At 59.2% G+C, this 17628-nt stretch carries 17 protein-coding genes; 9 read left to right on the top strand and 8 right to left on the bottom strand.

Features of this window, described 5'->3' with window-relative positions; translation table 11 throughout:
* Positions 1–4: 4 nt before the first annotated feature.
* A complete protein-coding gene (locus tag ACZ5Q2_RS03795) occupies positions 5–1423 on the bottom strand; it encodes a D-arabinono-1,4-lactone oxidase (RefSeq protein WP_061331356.1) in 1419 nt (472 codons plus the stop codon).
* Between the two features lie 11 nt (positions 1424–1434).
* Positions 1435–1818 carry a c-type cytochrome gene (locus ACZ5Q2_RS03790; protein WP_061331355.1) on the bottom strand — a complete coding sequence of 128 codons (384 nt, stop codon included), beginning with the start codon at positions 1816–1818 and terminating at the stop codon, positions 1435–1437.
* Between the two features lie 136 nt (positions 1819–1954).
* Here ACZ5Q2_RS03790 and ACZ5Q2_RS03785 point away from each other — a divergent pair, with 136 nt between their 5' ends.
* The 3 genes from ACZ5Q2_RS03785 (at position 1955) to ACZ5Q2_RS03775 (ending at position 4872) form a co-directional block, all read left to right on the top strand.
* Positions 1955–3175: a sensor domain-containing diguanylate cyclase gene (locus ACZ5Q2_RS03785; protein WP_061331354.1), complete on the top strand. Its 1221-nt coding sequence runs from the start codon at positions 1955–1957 to the stop codon at positions 3173–3175.
* A 74-nt stretch (positions 3176–3249) separates the two neighbouring features.
* Positions 3250–4536, top strand: coding sequence for a serine hydrolase domain-containing protein (locus tag ACZ5Q2_RS03780; RefSeq protein ID WP_061331353.1), 1287 nt, complete (start codon positions 3250–3252; stop codon positions 4534–4536).
* Positions 4537–4644: 108 nt separating this feature from the next.
* Complete coding sequence (locus ACZ5Q2_RS03775) at positions 4645–4872, top strand: hypothetical protein (protein ID WP_061331352.1); 228 nt, start codon at positions 4645–4647, stop codon at positions 4870–4872.
* Between the two features lie 2 nt (positions 4873–4874).
* On the opposite strand, the gene ACZ5Q2_RS03770 is transcribed toward ACZ5Q2_RS03775, so the two are convergent.
* A complete protein-coding gene (locus ACZ5Q2_RS03770) occupies positions 4875–5888 on the bottom strand; it encodes a hypothetical protein (protein WP_227510092.1) in 1014 nt (337 codons plus the stop codon).
* 164 nt (positions 5889–6052) lie between these two features.
* Between ACZ5Q2_RS03770 and ACZ5Q2_RS03765 the strand changes: the two genes are divergently transcribed.
* Genes ACZ5Q2_RS03765 through ACZ5Q2_RS03755 form a run of 3 tightly spaced genes read left to right on the top strand, consistent with a single transcriptional unit; the run spans position 6053 to position 10575 of the window.
* On the top strand, positions 6053–9595 hold the full coding sequence (locus ACZ5Q2_RS03765) for a 7TM diverse intracellular signaling domain-containing protein (RefSeq protein WP_061331350.1): 3543 nt from the start codon (positions 6053–6055) through the stop codon (positions 9593–9595).
* Complete coding sequence (locus tag ACZ5Q2_RS03760; protein ID WP_061331349.1) at positions 9588–10133, top strand: hypothetical protein; 546 nt, start codon at positions 9588–9590, stop codon at positions 10131–10133. The genes ACZ5Q2_RS03765 and ACZ5Q2_RS03760 overlap by 8 nt, the downstream gene beginning before the upstream one ends.
* Before the next feature lie 28 nt (positions 10134–10161).
* Positions 10162–10575: a response regulator gene (locus ACZ5Q2_RS03755; RefSeq protein WP_061331348.1), complete on the top strand. Its 414-nt coding sequence runs from the start codon at positions 10162–10164 to the stop codon at positions 10573–10575.
* Positions 10576–10600: 25 nt separating this feature from the next.
* Here ACZ5Q2_RS03755 and ACZ5Q2_RS03750 read toward each other — a convergent pair whose 3' ends face one another.
* Entirely contained in the window at positions 10601–10873 is a 273-nt protein-coding gene (locus ACZ5Q2_RS03750; RefSeq protein WP_061331347.1) for a hypothetical protein, read from the bottom strand.
* 571 nt (positions 10874–11444) lie between these two features.
* Between ACZ5Q2_RS03750 and ACZ5Q2_RS03745 the strand changes: the two genes are divergently transcribed.
* Complete coding sequence (locus ACZ5Q2_RS03745) at positions 11445–11681, top strand: hypothetical protein (protein ID WP_058092893.1); 237 nt, start codon at positions 11445–11447, stop codon at positions 11679–11681.
* On the opposite strand, the gene ACZ5Q2_RS03740 is transcribed toward ACZ5Q2_RS03745, so the two are convergent.
* Positions 11650–12162: a 3'-5' exonuclease gene (locus ACZ5Q2_RS03740; protein WP_061331346.1), complete on the bottom strand. Its 513-nt coding sequence runs from the start codon at positions 12160–12162 to the stop codon at positions 11650–11652. The genes ACZ5Q2_RS03745 and ACZ5Q2_RS03740 overlap by 32 nt on opposite strands.
* Before the next feature lie 150 nt (positions 12163–12312).
* Between ACZ5Q2_RS03740 and queC the strand changes: the two genes are divergently transcribed.
* Both queC and queE read left to right on the top strand, forming a co-directional pair.
* Positions 12313–12978, top strand: a complete 666-nt coding sequence (gene queC, locus ACZ5Q2_RS03735; RefSeq protein WP_061331345.1) for a 7-cyano-7-deazaguanine synthase QueC — start codon at positions 12313–12315, stop codon at positions 12976–12978.
* Entirely contained in the window at positions 12978–13634 is a 657-nt protein-coding gene (queE, locus tag ACZ5Q2_RS03730; protein WP_061331344.1) for a 7-carboxy-7-deazaguanine synthase, read from the top strand. The genes queC and queE overlap by 1 nt, the downstream gene beginning before the upstream one ends.
* A gap of 43 nt (positions 13635–13677) precedes the next feature.
* Here queE and ACZ5Q2_RS03725 read toward each other — a convergent pair whose 3' ends face one another.
* From ACZ5Q2_RS03725 to ACZ5Q2_RS03715, 3 genes are all read right to left on the bottom strand, one after another.
* Positions 13678–14721, bottom strand: coding sequence for an AraC family transcriptional regulator (locus tag ACZ5Q2_RS03725; protein ID WP_061331343.1), 1044 nt, complete (start codon positions 14719–14721; stop codon positions 13678–13680).
* Positions 14722–14865: 144 nt separating this feature from the next.
* On the bottom strand, positions 14866–15753 hold the full coding sequence (locus ACZ5Q2_RS03720; protein ID WP_106694182.1) for an alpha/beta fold hydrolase: 888 nt from the start codon (positions 15751–15753) through the stop codon (positions 14866–14868).
* A gap of 106 nt (positions 15754–15859) precedes the next feature.
* The gene (locus ACZ5Q2_RS03715; protein WP_230713234.1) at positions 15860–17626 is read right to left on the bottom strand and encodes an ExeM/NucH family extracellular endonuclease; all 1767 of its coding nucleotides are present in this window, start codon (positions 17624–17626) and stop codon (positions 15860–15862) included.
* Positions 17627–17628 lie beyond the last annotated feature (2 nt).

Below are 17628 nucleotides of genomic sequence, written 5' to 3'. Positions count from 1 at the left end.
TGGGTTATCCGTGGGAGGTATTGTCGCTGAAAAGGCCGGCCAGGTAAGGGTTCAGGAAACGGCCGTTCGGGTCGAGACTTTTCCTTACTTCACAGAATGCCTGCCATTTCGGGTACAGCGCCCGGAGTTCAGCGGCGGTAAGCGTGTTCAGCTTGCCCCAGTGAGGCCTGCCACCATACCGGCGGAATATCGGCTCCACTGCGGCAAAGAGCGGCTGGTAGTCATCCTCGAAAAACCGGTGGACGGCGATGGATACTGAATCCCGCCGATAGAATGGGCTGAGCCAGGCATCATCGGCTTGCACAAAGCGCACCTCGAAGGGAAAGAACACCTCCGGGAAACGGTTTTCAACCATATCCACCACCTCCCGGAAGGCCTTTTGCCAGTTTTCTCTGGGCAGGTGGTACTCCATCTCATTGAAGCGCACATTGCGGTCACTGGTGTAGTTCTGCCAGGAAGGCGCCACCTTCTGCTCCCGGGCCAGGGTGCGCATATAACCCCCGAGAATCAAGCGCCGCAGCTTGGGGGACCAGGCCAGGTAGTCGCGGGCTTTCTGCAAATCCCGGGCGCCGTCGTTTTGATCCAGTTCTGGGGTTGCCGATAGGGGGTCATCGGTGATGTCGTGGGTGCTGGTGAAGCCCATGCCGGAGAACGGAATGTAATAGAACTCAAAATTGCGATGCTGGTCTGCCAGGGTGTCCGCCGTTGCCAGAATGTCCTCGATGGGCAGCCATTCGGTGGTTTTCCGGAGCCGATATGGGCGGGTATTTTGCAGGGTGACGTCAGTCACAATGCCCAGGCAGCCTAGCCCCACCCTCGCTGCCTGGAACAGGTCCGGATGCTGGGTCTGGCTACACTCGATACGCTCGCCATTGGCGGTGACCAGTGTCATCGCCGTTACGTAGCCAGACAAGCACATCAACTTGCTGCCAGTGCCATGGGTTGCAGTGGCCAGAAGGCCCGCCAGGGATTGTTGGTCTATATCGGGCATGTTGAACAGGGCCTGGTCAATCGCTTCCAGGGGTTGGCCCAGTTGCCCGAGCAGGGTGCCGGCGGCCACCTTGGCCTGGCACCGGCTGTCATCATGCCCCAGAACGCCGCTCAGGCGAGCCATGGATACCAGAATGCCGTCGGTGGGTACCAGGGCGGAGAATGAATGGCCAGAGCCAACGGGGCGAACGGGCAGGTGTCGATGGTTTGGGGCGGCAAGGAGTTCCTGCAGCTCGGTGACGCTCCGGGGGGCAACACGCATGGCAGGGACCGACTGCTGGGAGCCAGACCAGTTACGCCAAGGCAAAGGGGACTTGCTGCCCCCGGCGTTGCTTTGTGCCTGTGCCGGCGCTTGCTGTGCTGCCTGCAGCGACCGGGTGTGCCCGACGATGGCGGTACTGACCAGCAATTGCAGAAAATGCCGTCGTTCCATATGAATCTACCTCAGGTTTCTGCCGGCCGCGCCATGAATTCGATGAGCGCCTGAAATTCTGCGGTGTCGCAGTCCATGCACAAGCCGTAGGGCGGCATACCACCCATGCCCGACACCACGTTGTCCACCAGGCGGCGCATGCCTTTCTCCAGGCGCCTGTTCCAGGCTTCGCTGTCACCGGTCAGGGGGGCATCCGAAGTGCCCCGGCTGTGACAGGCCATGCAGGAGCGCTGATAGATACCGGAAAGTTCAGGGTCTTGAGGACGGGCTGTTTCGGCATAGTCCCGGATGGCCTGTTCAGAAGGGCCGGAGGGTGAACAACCGCCAATGATCAAGGCAAGGCTGGTAATGACCAGCAGCCTGGCGTGAGTATGGTGCAGAGGGTGTTGAATCATTGTTTTTGCCCAAAACAAAACTATGTGTCACGTTTAGTTTTGTGGAAATGCCGGGAAAATGCAACCTTGCCTCGACTGAACGTGTGAAACTGTCTACTTTTCCTATAGGACAGCTCCCCAAGGCAAAAGGAAGACTATGCAGCCTGAACAACCAGAGCAAGGGAAAGAAACCGGCTGGAGTAACAGTCAAAGCCCTTTGCGCCGTGCCCTGTCGGCCACCCTGGTGTACCTGGTGGCAGGTATCATCTGGATTACGTTTTCTGACCGGATGGTGGAGATCTGGTTTGCGGACCCCCGGTCCCTGTCAGCCATGCAAACCTGGAAAGGGTTTTTGTTTGTCGCGGTCACAGCGCTGGTGTTATTCACCGTTATGCTGCGCTTGCTCAGCAAGGATCGTTTGTTGCTGTCGCTTCAGCTGGACCAGCGGCGGGCGCTGCGCCAGAGGGAGCAGCAACTGCGGGTATTGATGGATAACCTCCCGGGCATGGCCTATCGATGCCGGAACGACGACAGCTGGACCATGATGTTCGTTTCTGGTGGCTGTGAGCAGCTGACCGGCTATCTGCCCGACGACCTGATCAACAACAAGCTCGTCAGCTATGCCAGCCTGATGGATCCGGATGCAATCGAACAGGTGTCCGAAGAGGTCGCCATTGCGGTGCGCAAAGGCCGGTCTTTTTCCCTGGAGTACGCTATTACCCGCAAAGACGGCCGTAAGGTGTGGGTCTGGGAGCGTGGCTGCGGTGTCGAGCACGATGACGGCAGTGTTTTCCTGGAGGGGATAGTGCTGGATATCTCCGACCGCAAACAGCTGGAAACCGAGTTGGAGGAGATGGCCACCCGAGATCCTTTGACCGGCCTGCTCAACCGGCGGGAGTTCTCCAGAGTCCTGGAGGAAGAGTTGGAGCGCGCCCGCCGCTATGAACGTCCGATGGCGCTGCTATGGATTGATTTTGATCACTTCAAGGACATCAATGACAGCTGGGGCCACGCTGCTGGTGATACCGTGCTCTGTGCGGTGAGCGAGATCCTGACCGACCGGGTAAGAAGTGTCGATTCCGTCGGCCGGTTTGGTGGCGAGGAATTCGTTATTGTGCTGCCGGAAATGGATGTGGAGGGTGCCCGGGATACCGCCGAGCGTTTGCGCCAGCGGGTAGGTAACGCGCCGATACCGCTGGAGTCTGGCCACTCGGTGCCATTAACCATCAGCGTGGGTGTCGCGGTTTATCCTGTTCATGGTCACACAGTGGAAACACTTTGCAGCGCAGCGGACAAGGCGATGTATCAGGCCAAAATGCAGGGTCGCAACTGTGTGGCCATGGCGCAGCCGATCGAGCCGGTTCATAATGAAATCTGATAAAGGCTGAAATGTCGGCCTCAGCAAGTGTCCCGGGAGGGGCCAGTTCTCAATAACGATAAAAGGCGTCCGTTATGCATTCACTCGCCCGCCGTGCCCTGCACACCTGCGATATTCCGGAAGACCTGACCTCTGTCACTTTCCGCAATCGTGACACCGAACACCCGGATCGGGTTGGTTTACCGCAGGACGTAGTGGAATCCGTATGGCGTAGTGTGGAGGGCTTGTACCGGACCGGTGTGCACCCGGGAATCCAGCTGTCGCTCCGTTACCGGGGCGAGCAGGTGCTGCATGGCGCCATGGGCCATACCCGGGGCAACGGCCCCCATGATCCCGCCGCTCTGCCCAGGCTGCCGATGACCACGGAAACCCCGATCTGCTATTTCTCCGCCTCCAAGGCGGTGACGGCGCTGCTGATGCACATGCTCGCAGAGCAGGGCCTGGTGAATCTGATGGACCCGGTTTCCTACTACTGCCCGGAGTTTGCCAAGAACGGAAAGCGCACCATCACCGTGCACCAGATTCTCTCACACCGGGGCGGTATTCCGGCGATTCCCCGTGAGACCCCCATAGACGTGCTCTGGGAGCGTGATGAAATCTGGCGCCTGCTGTGCGCTGCCAAACCGGTCGAGGTGGATGGCGCGAAGGTGGCTTACCATGCCATTACCGGTGGCTTTGTGTTGCAGCGGGTCTTGGAGAAGGTCACGGGCGATACCATCGAGAATTATCTGGACCGGTACCTGCGCAAACCTATGGGTATGAAGTGGTTCACTTACGGAATCGCCCCGGAGAAGCTGCACGAACTGGCTACCAATTATGCCACCGGCCCGACCCCGATGTTTCCGCTGTCGTGGATCGTCAGCCGGGCCCTGGGCGGAGACATTCGCACGGTGGAGAAAGTCACCAACGACCCGCGCTTCCAGGAGGCGGTCATACCCGCCGGTAATCTCTGTGGCACCGCGGAGGAAATGGGCCGGTTCTTCCAGATGATGCTCAATGGCGGGGTCTGGAATGGTCAGCGAATTTGCAGTGAATTAACCATCCGCCGTGCCATCCACCAGTTCGGTTCATTGCAGATAGACCGTACCATGATGATCCCCATGCGCTTCAGTGCTGGCATGATGCTGGGCGGCAACCCGGTAGGACTCTGGGGGCAGCAGAGCCGTTATGCCTTTGGCCATGTCGGTCTGATCAACAAGTTGTGTTGGGCCGACCCGGCCCGGGATATTTCCGTGAGCCTGCTCAACACCGGGTTTCCGATCGTGGGTCATCACTTACCTGCACTGGCCAGATTTGTCTATACTGTGTGCAGGCAGTTCCCGGTGTTGCCGGAAAACAAGCGAAGGCTGGTGGCTGCCTGAGTCAGTAAAAGTGAAACCTTTTTCATTCTAATTGCACTTTGTCTGACAGTTCTGCAAAATCAGGCATTCTGAAACGGATTATTCACCAGACTCAAAGGATGAGGCACCATGGACAAACCGGAACTTCCCCCGCCTGAACTTCAGCGCGTCAAGCTGGACCAGCACGACAGCGTACGCAGCCATGTGCAACAGCAGGTCTGCGACGAGGTCCAGCGCCTTGAGTGCCGTATCGAAACACTGCGCCTGACCAAAGCCCCCCATGCGGCCATCATGATCTCCACCTACGAGCGTATGATCAGCCGGAAGAAAGGCTTTCTGCAGAACTGGGACCTGTGAGCCTATTTGCGGGTTGAGGCCGACGCTGCGTTCCAGGTGGCGATGGCGAGATCTTCGCTCTGGTAGACGCAGTTATCGGGATTCTGCTTTGTTGCATCGTCGTCTTCCGCCCCGTCGTCCGGTACACGGGCAGGCTTGCCATCCGAGGTGTAGATATGCACGGTATCCATGGCGTAGTTGATCTCCACCCGCAAGCAGTCAGGGGTGGTGTTGTCTTCTTCATATCGGTCCAGGTTAAGTACCGTCTGATCGGTATTCTTGATAAACAGCGTGTCGAGCTGGGCGTCGGTTACAAAGGTTTGGCGTAGTTCAATGCCCCCGTGATTCCGGCTGACGTAATCGGCGGTGGCATACTCCGGCTGGTTGTAGCCACTGGCAACAAACTGCAAGGCGTCAAAGCGGGAACCGGCCAGCACACTCAGCAGCTCCGGCTGCTCTTCCCTGACATCATCGTTGACGCTTCGGGCCACATACTGAATGGTCCGATAGACCTTTTCGGTAAGGTCACTGCCTTCGGGACCCTCCGGCAGATATCGCCAATCGAGGGTCTGGTAGTTCCATTCGTAGTCGTTCAGGGGCTGGAGACTGAAGGACGCCGCCTGGTCGGTAAAGCGAATACGGGCGCCGGCACTGCGGGTGTTGTAGTTGCCGGCCTGGGACAGCGCGATGCGATCCCGGATATAACGCCGGCCTTCATCAAAGTTGGTAATACCGCCCACGCTGATCACCTGGTTCATCAGGTCCAGCGGGTTACGCACCCGGGTATAGTCCTGGCCGGTGTCGTCTGGCTGTGCACCGATGAAGATATCGATATGCCGCCGGATTTCTTCCACCGTAGCCAGGTGGTCCTCGTTGTCGGCGTCGTCGCCAGTGGGTTGTATGCTTTGGTAGAAATCGCTGAACCGGGTGAAGCTGAGGGTATCCGGCGCCTGCTCGGTGTTGGTCAGGTCAAAGGTTGAGAACACCAGGTCAACATTGGTTGCCGGGTTGAACGCGGAGGAACCGGTACTTTCCATCCGGCACCCCGACAGGGTGAGGACGGACAGGGAAACGGCAACAAAAAGGCAGGAATGTCTCATTTCAGGTGGCCCCGGGGTGCGAAAAAACGGGTGAAAGGCTAAAGTGACTTGTGCTGACAATAAACGATAAAGCACGCAGCTACCCGCGCGGAGATCACATTTTGCAGCAACGGTTTTCCGAAACGCTCAACCGGGTGCTCGTCGCCCTGTTGATGCTGGTTGTTGTTTCCCTGCCATCGCTGGTGCAGGCGAAAAACGCCTGTCCTGCCGGGTCGGTGGTGCTGGATAGTACGACCAGCAGTGTGCGTAATCTCGATGGCTGTATCTGGTATCTGGAAGACGCCGGCCATGAGCTGGCCATTGACGACATCCTGGCTATGCCGGAGGAGCAGTTCAGCCTGCACCGGGGAGGCGTGCTCAATTTCGGTTATACCGACTCGGCCTACTGGACCCGTTTTGATCTGACCACCCGCGGCAGCCAGGTTGCCAGCAACTGGATCCTGGAACTGGCGTTGCCACTGGTGGATGAAGTCTGGCTGTATGTGGTGCGTGACGGTCGGGTGGTTGAACAGCGCCGTGCGGGCTACCTCGACAACTGGGACGACCGGGATCTGGCCGTGCCCAACCCGACCTTCCGTCTGCAGTTGTTGCCCGATGCCACCACCACCGTGTATCTGCGAACCACCACCACCAATACCTTCAGGTTGCCGGTAACACTCTGGCACCCGGACAGTTACATTGAGAAAGTCTCCATCGATGAAGCGGTCAGGGGCGTGCTGTTGGGGGCCATCCTGGCCATCCTCGCCTATAACCTGTTTGTTGCTGTGTCAGTCCGGGAACGCAGCAACATCTATTATGTGCTGTACCTGGTCTGCGCGGCGGTGTTTATCGGCACCGAACAGGTGCACGGGGTTCAGTTGCTGGACAACCGGCCACCGATTCTGGACAAGGCCTACCTGCATTTTCAGATCATCCTGACCTGGTTCTTCGGGTTGCTGATGGCCCGTTCTCTGCTCGAGACCCAACAGCGTTCCCCGGACCTGGACCATGTGATCCGCCTGTGCCTGTATTCGGTGACGGCCACCTTCGTGTTGTCGTTCTTCATGCCCTACTCGGTGGCGATGGAATGGATTGTGGTGGGGTCCATTCTGTTGAGCCTGATCCTGATTGTGGTCAGTTACCTGTCATGGCGCTATTACAACCCGGCGGCCCGGTCCTACTTCTTTGCCTGGACCATGGCGCTGATCGGTTTTGGGATCTATGCCCTGACGGTCATGGGGTATCTGCCCCTGAACACCTTCACCACCTATGCTCCCCAGTTTGGGTTAGTGGCTCAGATCATTCTGTTTTCCTTCGCCCTTGCCGATCGCATCAAGCAGGTTCAGGGCGAAGCGCTGGCCTGGAACCAAAGGGCACTGGCCAATCTCCAGCGCTACCAGTCACTGTTTGATAACGCCATTGAAGGGGTCTTCCAGATGTCGCCAGACCGGCGCTTTGTCACCGCCAATCCGGCGATGGCCGAGTTGTTGGGCTACAGCAGCAGCCGCGAGTTACTGCAGGACAACCCGGATGTGCTGGAAACCTGTATAGCCGATGACCGGTTGCGGCGCCTGGTGGTGGAACAGCTGGAGGTCCGGGGCATGGTCAAGGGTATTGAAGCCCGCTATTTCACCCGTAGTGGTGTTGAACGCTGGGCCACCATCTCGTTGCACACGGCCTACGATCTGGATGGCGAGCCGCTGCACCTTGAGGGTACCTGCATTGATGCAACTGAAAGTCACCAGCGCCAGCGAATCGAGCGTGAGCGTGAGCAGGAGCGCCTGGAGAAAGAGCTGGCCCGACACTCAGCCGAGGCCAAGAGTCAGTTTTTGGCCAACATGAGCCATGAAATCCGGACACCGCTGGCGGCCATTATCGGGTATGGCGAAACCCTGCTGGACCCAGACCTTGATGAACGGGAAAAACGCAGCAGCGCCGAGACCGTCGTGCGCAGTGGCCGGCATCTGCTGGAGCTGGTCAACGACATCCTCGACCACTCGAAGATCGATGCCAACAAGCTGGATGTCGATGTGGTTCCGGTCATGCTGCCGGATTTGCTGGATGAGATTCGCGCCTTTTTCGAACCCCGGGCCCGGGAAAAGGGCCTGGACTTTAACATTATCTGTGACTTTCCCCTGCCCGAGCAGATCCTGACCGACCCAACCCGGTTTCGGCAGATCATCATTAATCTGTGTGGAAATGCACTTAAATTTACCGAAAAAGGCACTATTTCTCTGATTTTGCGCTGTGACCGAGAAGCTGAAATCCTCTGTGCCCGGGTTGTGGACACCGGCATTGGCATGAAGCCGGAGCAACTGGAGCGGCTGTTTGATCCCTTCGCCCAGGGCAGTACGGCTATCTCCCGGCAATACGGCGGGACAGGTTTGGGACTCAGCATTTCCCGCCGGTTGGCCGAGCTGCTTGGCGGGAGCATCCGGGTATCCAGCACCTACGGTGAGGGCAGTGAATTTGACGTCTGCATTCGTACCGGGGGCCTTGCCGACGTTCATTTCCTGCGTGACGCCTCGGAGTTGAACCAGCGCCGGCGGGGTATTGCCATGGTGTTGGCCCCCAGGCTCAAAGGCCGGATTCTGTGTGCTGAAGATAATGACGTGAATCGACGCCTGGTATCCATGCTGGTGGACAGAACCGGTGCCGAGCTGGTGCACGTCAGTAACGGAGCCGAAGCGCTGGAATTGGCCAGCCGGGAGCGATTTGATCTGATTCTGATGGACATCCAGATGCCGGTGATGAACGGCCGGGATGCCACCCAGGCTTTGAGAGAAGCCGGGGTAAATACCCCAATCATCGCCCTGACAGCCAACGTAATGACGGAAGACATTTCCGAGTACCGGTTGGCAGGCTGTAATGAGCATCTGGCCAAGCCCATCGACAAACAACGCTTCTACGAGGTGCTGGCCCGGTACCTGACGGTTTGCCCCGAGGACTATCAGGGCGATACGCGCCAGTACTCGGGCAAGGTGCTGGTTGCCGAAGACAACGACGACAATCGTTTGCTGGTTGAGCGGATGTTACGGCGCTTTGGTGTTGAGCCGGTTCCGGTCGCCAGTGGTGATCTCGCGGTCCGGCTTGCGCTGGCTGACACTGTGCATCTGGTCCTGATGGATCGGCACATGCCGGAAATGGACGGTGTAGCCGCCACCCGCCTGCTGCGCCAGGCCGGTTTCCGCAGGCCGATCATAGCTTTCACGGCCGGGGATCAGACCGAGAACGATGCTCTGCTGGCGGCGGGCTGTGATGGGGTGCTGAACAAACCGATCGACCAGTCGCATTTGCAGGCCATTCTCGAACGATACCTGGTGGCGTCACCAGCCTCAGCGGTCACCTCCGATGATATGGCGCATTTGGTGCCCCGGTTTCTCAGTGGGCTCGGGGATCGGCGGGAGCGTATGCGAGTGGCTTTCCGGGCCAGGGATGCGAGCGCATTACAGATGGAAAGCCACCAGATCAAAGGCACCGCCGGGGCCATGGGTTACCCCTTGATGACGCGCCAGGCGAGCAGTCTGGAAAGCCGGCTGCGGGAAGATCCACCAGATTGGGCGCGAATCGGCAAAGCACTGAGAACACTGGATGAGATGATTGAACGGGCTCTGCATGGAGCGCCGGGTGAATGGGCTACAACACAGGAACAGGCCAATGAGTGAAAACCGACAACAACAGGAACAGTATTCCCTCAGCATGATGTATGGTACCTACGCCGACGTTCTGTTCGTGCTGTTTCCGTTTCTGGTGATTGCCATGCAGCGGTTGTGGGATGGCAACCTGTACCAGACGCTGATGCGCCCGGACCTGAGCATCGCGGCGGCGATACTGGCGGGTCTGGCCATTGGCAAATTTGTGCTTGGCCTGGTGACCAATCGAGAGCTTGGGCGTTACAAAGAGCGTATTGTGTTCTTTATTGCCTTGACGTTGTTCGTGGTGCTCGGCCCGGCGATTATCCTGATACTGAGTATCACAGCCAACGCACAGGTCCCGGGATTTGTGGCGTTTGTGCAGCCGGTCTTGTTGATTGTGGCCATTTCGCTCTACACCACGGCGGTGAGCATCGCCAATATTCTGGTGCGTACCAACCAGGGGCCGTCAGGGGCGGAGGTGTCTGAAGCCACGTCGCCGTCGAAAGATGGTCGTCCCCGGCCCGCGCCCCTGGATTTGCCCAGACGAACCGGCAACGATGGCTACTGATCGGAGCGGATAATACAGGAGACAATGGATGACGGATCTGAGAATACTGGTAGTGGAAGATGAGCCCGTGATGCGGGAGCGGTTGGTTGAAATGCTCTACAAGGCGGGGGCGACGCAGGTGGCTGAATGCCCGGATGCGGCCTCGGCCCGGGCGGCTTTCGATGCCAGCGAGTACCATATTGTTCTGCTGGATCTGGGTTTGCCGGATGGAGATGGCCATGAGTTAATGACGCGCTTCAAGCAGATTCGGGAGGATCAGCATATCGTGCTGGTCACCGCCGATGACTCCATTGAAAGCATTCAGCGGGCAATCAGTGCCGGTGCCAATGGTTATGTGGTCAAGCCCTACTCCCAGGAAAAAATTCACGATGTGGTGAATAACTACGCCATCGTGCATGGCGGCGATATGGCGATGATGCAGGGGCTGAACCGGCGCCACTGACCGGTTCAGCGCATCGTCAATGCAATCAGGCGACCTGGCGTGCAATCCAGGAGTTATAACGGGTGGCCAGGGCACGCACGTAACGCGCTTCGGATCCATCCAGATTGCCCAGAACCCCTTTGAAAATCCAGCCTCGTTCATACAGGCCCAGCACCCGCTGTTCGTCATCCAGGTTGACACGCTGATTCAGTTTCTTGCAAATCGCATCCAGCAGCGGCAGCTTTTCCGGGCGCTTGATCGGAGCCTGACGATTGCTGATCGGCTGATTGGCTGCACGGGTTGTCGGATGTCTTCTCATGATGTTCTCCTTGTCGTTTTGCGGCTGCAAAAACAAAAAACCCCGGGGCCTGAGGCAACCGGGGTTTGGCAGAGAAGCTGCCCCGGTCGCCGCAATGGCTCCCGGGACTGACCGAAAGCCGTTAGATGTCTTTCACCATGGCGCGCACAGACTGCCCGTGACGGCAACCGGTGGCGGAGTAAGCGGTGGTCTTGGTAATCATCCTGGTCATATCAGCTCTTTGGATTCGGTTCACTTACCAGTGTATAGGCAATTGGCCGGTTTGCAATAGCCCCGGTGATTCGGCAAACCCGTACAGACGTGGCGAAGGTCGATCGGGATAATTCCCAGCGTCACGTGTTTTTACGTTGTGCAATCCGCGGTACCTCCGTATCAGGTATCGAATGGATCTCTCCTTTCTACGCAGCCGAATTGGCTGCGTTTTTTTTGCCCGGATATTGGCAGGCCAGGGTGGTTTCGGTTAGTTCGTAGCCACTAGTCCGTACAGCCTCTTGGGGGCGTTTTTGCGATAATTCGTACACTAACTTAATGCATTGAATTATCCGAAACCCAGAGGTTGAAACCGAAGAAAATGCCCGACGAACCCGGATCTGCCCGTAACAAATTCCGTTCCGATTTCATGGTTGAGCTTGCGTTGATTGTCGCTGTGGCCGTATATCTGATGATGGCCCAGGGGCAGGCAGTTGGAGAAAATCTGTCGTTTACCGTGGTGGGTGCAGCCCTGATGGCCCTGGCCACTTACTGGACGCTGCACACCGTTCGTGACGGCCTGGAAGTTATCGCACTGCGGCTTCGCCCAGGCAAGTAACCCGCTCCCAGGTTTTGTGCAGGATCAGCGCGTCGTTGGCGGCCCGGTGAACCGGTAGTCCCAGGTCGGCAATGACTTGTTGGCGGGTGCCCGACCACTGCCGCACCTGGGCCGGGTTCAGCAGCATGGACACCGATTCCAGCTGGAACTCCGGGGTTTCGCCGGCGGCCCGGAACAGCCGGTGCAGCCAGAAGCTGTCAAAGGTCCAGGCGTCGCAGAAGATCTGCTCTGGCAGGAGGCGGTTCAGGGCACGGGCCACCTCCGATACCTGTGTGCCCTCCTGCTCCAGCCGTGCCCGGGATATACCGTGGATGGTTTCCGCGCTCTCTGACCAGTCCTGCCAAAGTACGTGCGGCTGAATCAGCCAGCTGTGCAGGCTGCCATCGGGCATGCACACGCCAACCTCGATCGGATAGCTTGCGATCAGATCGAGACTGGATGCTTCAAAGTCGATGAATGCCGGGCTGCTGTCTGAGTTCATTGAATCGTTGCTGGCTGTTTGTCGTTTTCCATCGAGTTTACCCCTGATCTTTCCGTGACGCGAACCCAAGCGGCTCTGGCGCTGTTACAATATAGCCATGGTTTGTAAAAGCCCAATGACAAATCCCCTTCTATTCCTGGTGAATACCCCATGACTGACACCGTTGTCGTTATCTATTCCGGGGGCATGGACTCCTTTACCCTGCTCCATCTTGCCCGGGCCCGTGGCCATAAGGTGCATGCCCTGTCGTTTAACTATGGGCAGCGTCATGTAAGGGAGTTGGAGGCGGCAGCTGCGGTGTGTCAGGCGGAGGCGATTCCCCACAAGGTGATTGATATCCGCGCCATGAGTGAGGTGATGGCGGGGTCCTCACTGACCTCAGACATTGCGGTGCCGGAGGGGCACTATCAGGAAGACAGCATGAAGTCGACGGTGGTGCCCAACCGCAACATGATCCTGCTGTCGCTGGCCACCGGCTATGCGGTCACGGCCGGTGCACAAGCGGTCTGGTTTGGCGCCCATGGCGGTGATCACGCCATCTACCCGGATTGCCGGCCGGAATTTATCGAGAAAATGGATGCCGTGTGTCGGGTGGCGAATTACCAGCCGGTGGCGGTTGAGGCGCCTTTCATGGCACTCGACAAGGGTGAGATCCTGGGTGAGGGGCTGAAGCTGGGCCTGGACTACAGCCAGACCTGGACCTGCTACAACGGCCGGGAACTGGCCTGTGGTCGCTGCGGCTCCTGCGTTGAACGCCTGGAGGCGTTTGCGGCTCATGGCCTGAAAGATCCCCTGGCTTACGAGAGTCGCGCCTGATGTACCGGGTAAAGGAAGCGTTTTACACCCTGCAGGGTGAAGGTGCCCAGGCGGGCCGGGCAGCGGTATTCTGCCGGTTTAGCAAATGCAATCTGTGGACCGGACGGGAGAAGGATCGGGCGGGGGCTGTCTGCAACTTCTGCGATACCGATTTTGTCGGTACTGACGGCCAGAATGGCGGTCGTTTCGAGACTGCTGTGGAGCTGGCCGAACATATTCGTAAGCTTTGGCCCGACGCCCCGGGCCGACCCTACGTGGTTTGCACCGGTGGGGAACCCCTGTTGCAGCTGGACAAGCCGTTGATTGATGCCTTCCACGCTTCGGGTTTCGAAGTAGGGGTGGAAACCAACGGTACCCTGCCGGCACCGGAGGGAATTGACTGGTTGTGTGTCAGCCCAAAGGCCGACGCCGAGGTGGTGATTACCGAATGTGATGAGCTGAAACTGGTGTATCCCCAGCCCTTGGCCCAGCCGGAACGGTTTCTGGGTATTCGGGCCAGGCACTATTTCCTGTCACCGATGGCCTCGCCGTCTGTGCCGGATCAGAATGATGACCCGGTCAAACGCAGCAACACCCGCAAAGCGACCGAGTATTGCCTGGCGCATCCGCAATGGCGCCTGACCCTGCAAATGCACAAGATCCTGGGCATTGACTGACCGAATGCCCGGGTGAGCCCCGCAGGCACTCTCCGGTCATGCTTCAGGCCGTTCGGCGCAGGGCCGTTTCCCGGGTGCGGAAATGGCTGGGGCTCAGACCGGTCCAACGCTTGAAGGCCCGGGTAAAGTTGGCCGCATCGGCATAGCCAAGGGCATCGGCAATCTGGCTCAGGTTCATGCCCGTGTTTTCCAGAAGTTCCTTGGCCCGCTCAAGGCGAACCTGATCCACCAGTTGCTGGAAGCTGGCCTCTTCTTCCTGGAGGCGGCGTTTCAGGGTGCGCTCGGACACAAACAGGGTAGCGGCTACCCGCGCCAGTTTTGGAGGAAACGGATGACTGGTCTCGATGACCCGTCGAACCCGGCAGGCAAAGCCGGCATCCTCCTTTAACTGCTTCAGGGCTTCCTCGCACTGCGCCCGTGAACTGGCAGCAAGCTGGTCGTCGCTGAATCGCACTGGCAGGCAAAGCTGGCTGACGGGCACGATAAGCGCGTTCTCGGTCGCGCCGTATTCCACCGGCACCCCGATACGATTGCGAAAGCGGTGGAAGTGGTTGGGCTCTGGCCCGCGCCGAAGCACCCGTGTGCCGGGCACCAGGGTGCCGGTCAGTTGGGCGCCCATGGTGACGCAGCCAAACAGAACCGCATCCAGCACAAAACCCTGCAGTGGCCCCAGCTCGATGTCGCAGGTCACGTTATACCAGGCGTTCTGCCCGGATACCCGTTTCTGAACTTTCAGGTGGGGCGCTCGCAGCGTCAGGTAGCGGGTCATCAGCTCCAGCGCCTCTTCCAGGGTTCGGCTGCTCATGACCGCCGTTCCCAGGGCGCCGTGCAGGGGGAGCTTGAGCTCCCGGGCGAGCATGATGCCAAGGCCCGGCTCGCCACTCTCAATAATGGCGCGGGTGACAAACTCGCTGGCCTGGGCCTGGCTGACTCTTACTTCCGTTGAGTTCAGGCGGGTGGGGTCAAGACCGACCCGAAGAATGAGATCCCTTTCGTCCACTCCAATGGTATGCAGCAATTCGGCCAGGGTATGCAGGTAGATGGCCGGCATGCCCAGATCCTGTGCAGTAGAAACTGAGACGCGCATGGGTTTCCTCGTCAGCGACTGTTCTTGTTATGTAAGGGTGTTCAGTATTGCTGATTATGACCGTTTGCCCGGGCCAGCCCCATGACTTGATTGACGGGTCAATGGGCCAGAGAGGCCAATTCGGCACCTCTCCGTTCAGTCATTTCAATGGCTATGGCGCCGGATGAAGGTTTCCAGAACCTTGGCGGAACGGCCAGGATTTTCCAGCATGGGCAGGTGGCCGACGCCCCGGAATACATGCACATCGGCGTCTGGTGTGGCGGTTCTGAACCAGTTTACGCAACGGGTCGGGGTGATAACGTCTTTCTCGCCCCACTGCACCTGCAGCGGTGGTGTGCCCGGGCCGAGATACCGGGCCGGGGCAAGGGCGTCAGCGAGCATGTCGTTGAAAATGTGTCTCAGTGCTTGTCGGCGGTTCAGAAGGTCCGGGCCCAGTAATCCGGCCATGGCCAGCCCGGGTAACGTTGGTTTGCCGGTGCCCACACTGTTGAACATCCGGTAGACCCCGGCCCAGTCCTGGGGAATCAGGATGGCATCGCGATCAGACTCAAAGGGAGCGTCAATATCCACATCCGCATGTTCCGGGATACCGGCACTGTTAAGCAGTGTCAGTGACCGGGGAGGTTGCTCCAGCTTATGGGCCAGAATCGACGCAATGGCGCCTCCCATGGAGCTGCCGGCAATGTGCAGGTTGTCTGTCGCGTAGCCGGATAGCCAGTCACTCAGCCGTCGGGCCTGGCTTTCATAGCGGTAGCAGGCGTCAGCATGGTACTGGCTCTCACCCAGTCCGGGTACGTCCGGAACCAGCAGGTGCCAGTCTGCAGGGAGTCTCTGCATCCAGAAGGCCCAGTTTTCCTTCATGGCGGCAAAGCCATGTATCAACACCAGGGTTGGTCGCCCGGGTGCCGGTTTGCCACGTTCCAGAAACACCATGCGATGGCCGTCGACAATGGCTTCCTGCCGTTGTGCGCGCAGCAGCCAGCGTTGGCCGGTGCGGGCGACCGGCCATAGGTTCGGGGTCGGGACTTTCATGGATACGACAACCTCTTGATGGTAAATCCGAATTCCAGTTTACCGCCCCTGTGGTTGGGTGCTATTGCCTGCCCGCCCCGATCTGGCGTCGGTGCGGCAACCGGGTTCAAGGCGATGGCAGCCGGATATCCGTGATCACCGGGTTGTGATCCGAAGAGCGCCAGGGGCCGCTGACCGGTATCCGAGGTGGCTGGTCGTAGCCCAGGGCCCGGGGTTCATCGGCATTGATGTTCCAGGTCTGGGCGTGGATGACATGGGGCAGCAGGCTGGCTGAAGCCAGGGCATAGTCGAGGCTGCCTTTTTCTCCCCGGTATCGGTAACTGTGGTGTGGGCAGTGGTCCTGTTGGCAGGGATGGAAGTGGTGCACCAGGCTGGTAAAGCCCTGGCGATAAAGCACCTGCACCGGGTCTTCCTGAGCGTAGCTGTTGAGGTCGCCGGTGATCAGGGTGCCGGCGAGTGTGTCCGGTGCCGGAAGTGAGCCAAGCCAGTCGAGCATGGTTTCGGTAGCCTGGCTGCGCCGATAATTGAAACAGCCCTGGCCGTCTTTCTGATCGGAATCTTTGCCGCTGGCGTTCCGACAGGACTTCGATTTCAGGTGCGTCACTACGATGCGAACAACCTGGTCGCCATGCCGGGCCTGGAACATCTGGGCCAGGGGAGGCCTGCCCATGGGCTCTGACGGCTGCCGACTGGCTTCGCCAACAGGGGTTGCCCGGTCTGTCCGGTATAACAGGGCGCTGCGAATGGCGTCGGAGCCGTCATCGCCGGGTGTCGCCACAAAACGCCACTCGGCGCCAAGTCGCGCGGCCAGTTCGGCAACGGCACTGTCTGGGCCATAGCCGTCGTTTTCAAGTTCGGTGACGGCCAGTATGTCTGGGTCCGGCAGGGTGAGAGCCGCCACCAGCCGCTGGTTCTGTTCCCGGAAGGCTGCCACGCTCTCTGCCCCCCGGGCAGTGGGAAAGCCTGCACCCTGGCCGTTACCGTTGAAGTAGTTCTCCAGGTTCAGGGTGACGATCCGCAGGTCGACGTCATCGGGCTTTCCGGGTGGTTGCGGGCGCTCGTTGCTGGCTTTGAAGACCGGTTGCCTGTCTGGCTGGACACGCCACTGGCCAAAGCGGAAATCGAGAACACCCTGCAGTTGCGAGACGGTATCGCCGGCGCGTACCGTGTTCCGCCCATCAAGCCCGCCCGGTGGCCAAGGCACGGGATCGGGATTGCGCACGGCCAGGCCATCGTCCAGAAACACACGGTGTTGATGGTTGTTGCGGGCCTGCGTGACGGCTGCTGGCCCCGGTGCCAGGTATTCCGTCGGGATGACTTGATCCTCGGCGGCCAGAGTAAGCTCGCCGTAAAGGGCAAGGTTGTAGTGGTCAATAACCGTCAGCGGGGCGGCAAAGCGAACCCGCATGTTCTCAAGACTTTCCGGTGGTTGTGACCAGGGCAGTGACACCTCGATGGGCCTGGGCATCTTGCCCTCGCCGCAGACTGTTAACTTGCCGACATCCACCAGTTCCGTCAGACCATGATATTCCTTGACGGTCCCTGTCAGTCGCAGGCGCTGGCCGGGCTTGCCCGCTGCCTGGCGTGTGTAGATGAACAGGGCTTCGGAGGTGGCCGGGTTCTGGTCCGTTTCAGCATCAGCCTGTTGCAGGTAGAAACCACCAAAACCACCTTTGTGGCGACTGTCCTGGGTGAGGATGCCTTCGACGGTGACGGTTTGCCCGACCAGGGGCGAAGCAGGGCCGCTGCCCTGAATGGCGTGGATGGCAGTGGCCGGCGCGCCGCACGCCTCGGCCACTGCCTGCGTCGGGACGCAGATCGTGGTAGCCAGGCCGAGGGCGGCGTTGAGCAGAAGTCTGGAAAGTGTCGTCACCG

This window comes from Marinobacter alkaliphilus (genome assembly GCF_055394375.1).
This window is presented reverse-complemented; position numbering and strand designations above follow the sequence as displayed.

Excerpts from the sequence above, each read along its gene's own strand:
- ACZ5Q2_RS03795 (WP_061331356.1), bottom strand. The coding sequence starts at position 1,423 with ATGGAACGACGGCATTTTCTGCAATTGCTGGTCAGTACCGCCATCGTC.
- ACZ5Q2_RS03790 (WP_061331355.1), bottom strand. The coding sequence starts at position 1,818 with ATGATTCAACACCCTCTGCACCATACTCACGCCAGGCTGCTGGTCATT.
- ACZ5Q2_RS03785 (WP_061331354.1), top strand. The coding sequence starts at position 1,955 with ATGCAGCCTGAACAACCAGAGCAAGGGAAAGAAACCGGCTGGAGTAAC.
- ACZ5Q2_RS03780 (WP_061331353.1), top strand. The coding sequence starts at position 3,250 with ATGCATTCACTCGCCCGCCGTGCCCTGCACACCTGCGATATTCCGGAA.
- ACZ5Q2_RS03775 (WP_061331352.1), top strand. The coding sequence starts at position 4,645 with ATGGACAAACCGGAACTTCCCCCGCCTGAACTTCAGCGCGTCAAGCTG.
- ACZ5Q2_RS03770 (WP_227510092.1), bottom strand. The coding sequence starts at position 5,888 with ATGGAAAGTACCGGTTCCTCCGCGTTCAACCCGGCAACCAATGTTGAC.
- ACZ5Q2_RS03760 (WP_061331349.1), top strand. The coding sequence starts at position 9,588 with ATGAGTGAAAACCGACAACAACAGGAACAGTATTCCCTCAGCATGATG.
- ACZ5Q2_RS03755 (WP_061331348.1), top strand. The coding sequence starts at position 10,162 with ATGACGGATCTGAGAATACTGGTAGTGGAAGATGAGCCCGTGATGCGG.
- ACZ5Q2_RS03750 (WP_061331347.1), bottom strand. The coding sequence starts at position 10,873 with ATGAGAAGACATCCGACAACCCGTGCAGCCAATCAGCCGATCAGCAAT.
- ACZ5Q2_RS03745 (WP_058092893.1), top strand. The coding sequence starts at position 11,445 with ATGCCCGACGAACCCGGATCTGCCCGTAACAAATTCCGTTCCGATTTC.
- ACZ5Q2_RS03740 (WP_061331346.1), bottom strand. The coding sequence starts at position 12,162 with ATGAACTCAGACAGCAGCCCGGCATTCATCGACTTTGAAGCATCCAGT.
- queC (WP_061331345.1), top strand. The coding sequence starts at position 12,313 with ATGACTGACACCGTTGTCGTTATCTATTCCGGGGGCATGGACTCCTTT.
- queE (WP_061331344.1), top strand. The coding sequence starts at position 12,978 with ATGTACCGGGTAAAGGAAGCGTTTTACACCCTGCAGGGTGAAGGTGCC.
- ACZ5Q2_RS03725 (WP_061331343.1), bottom strand. The coding sequence starts at position 14,721 with ATGCGCGTCTCAGTTTCTACTGCACAGGATCTGGGCATGCCGGCCATC.
- ACZ5Q2_RS03720 (WP_106694182.1), bottom strand. The coding sequence starts at position 15,753 with ATGAAAGTCCCGACCCCGAACCTATGGCCGGTCGCCCGCACCGGCCAA.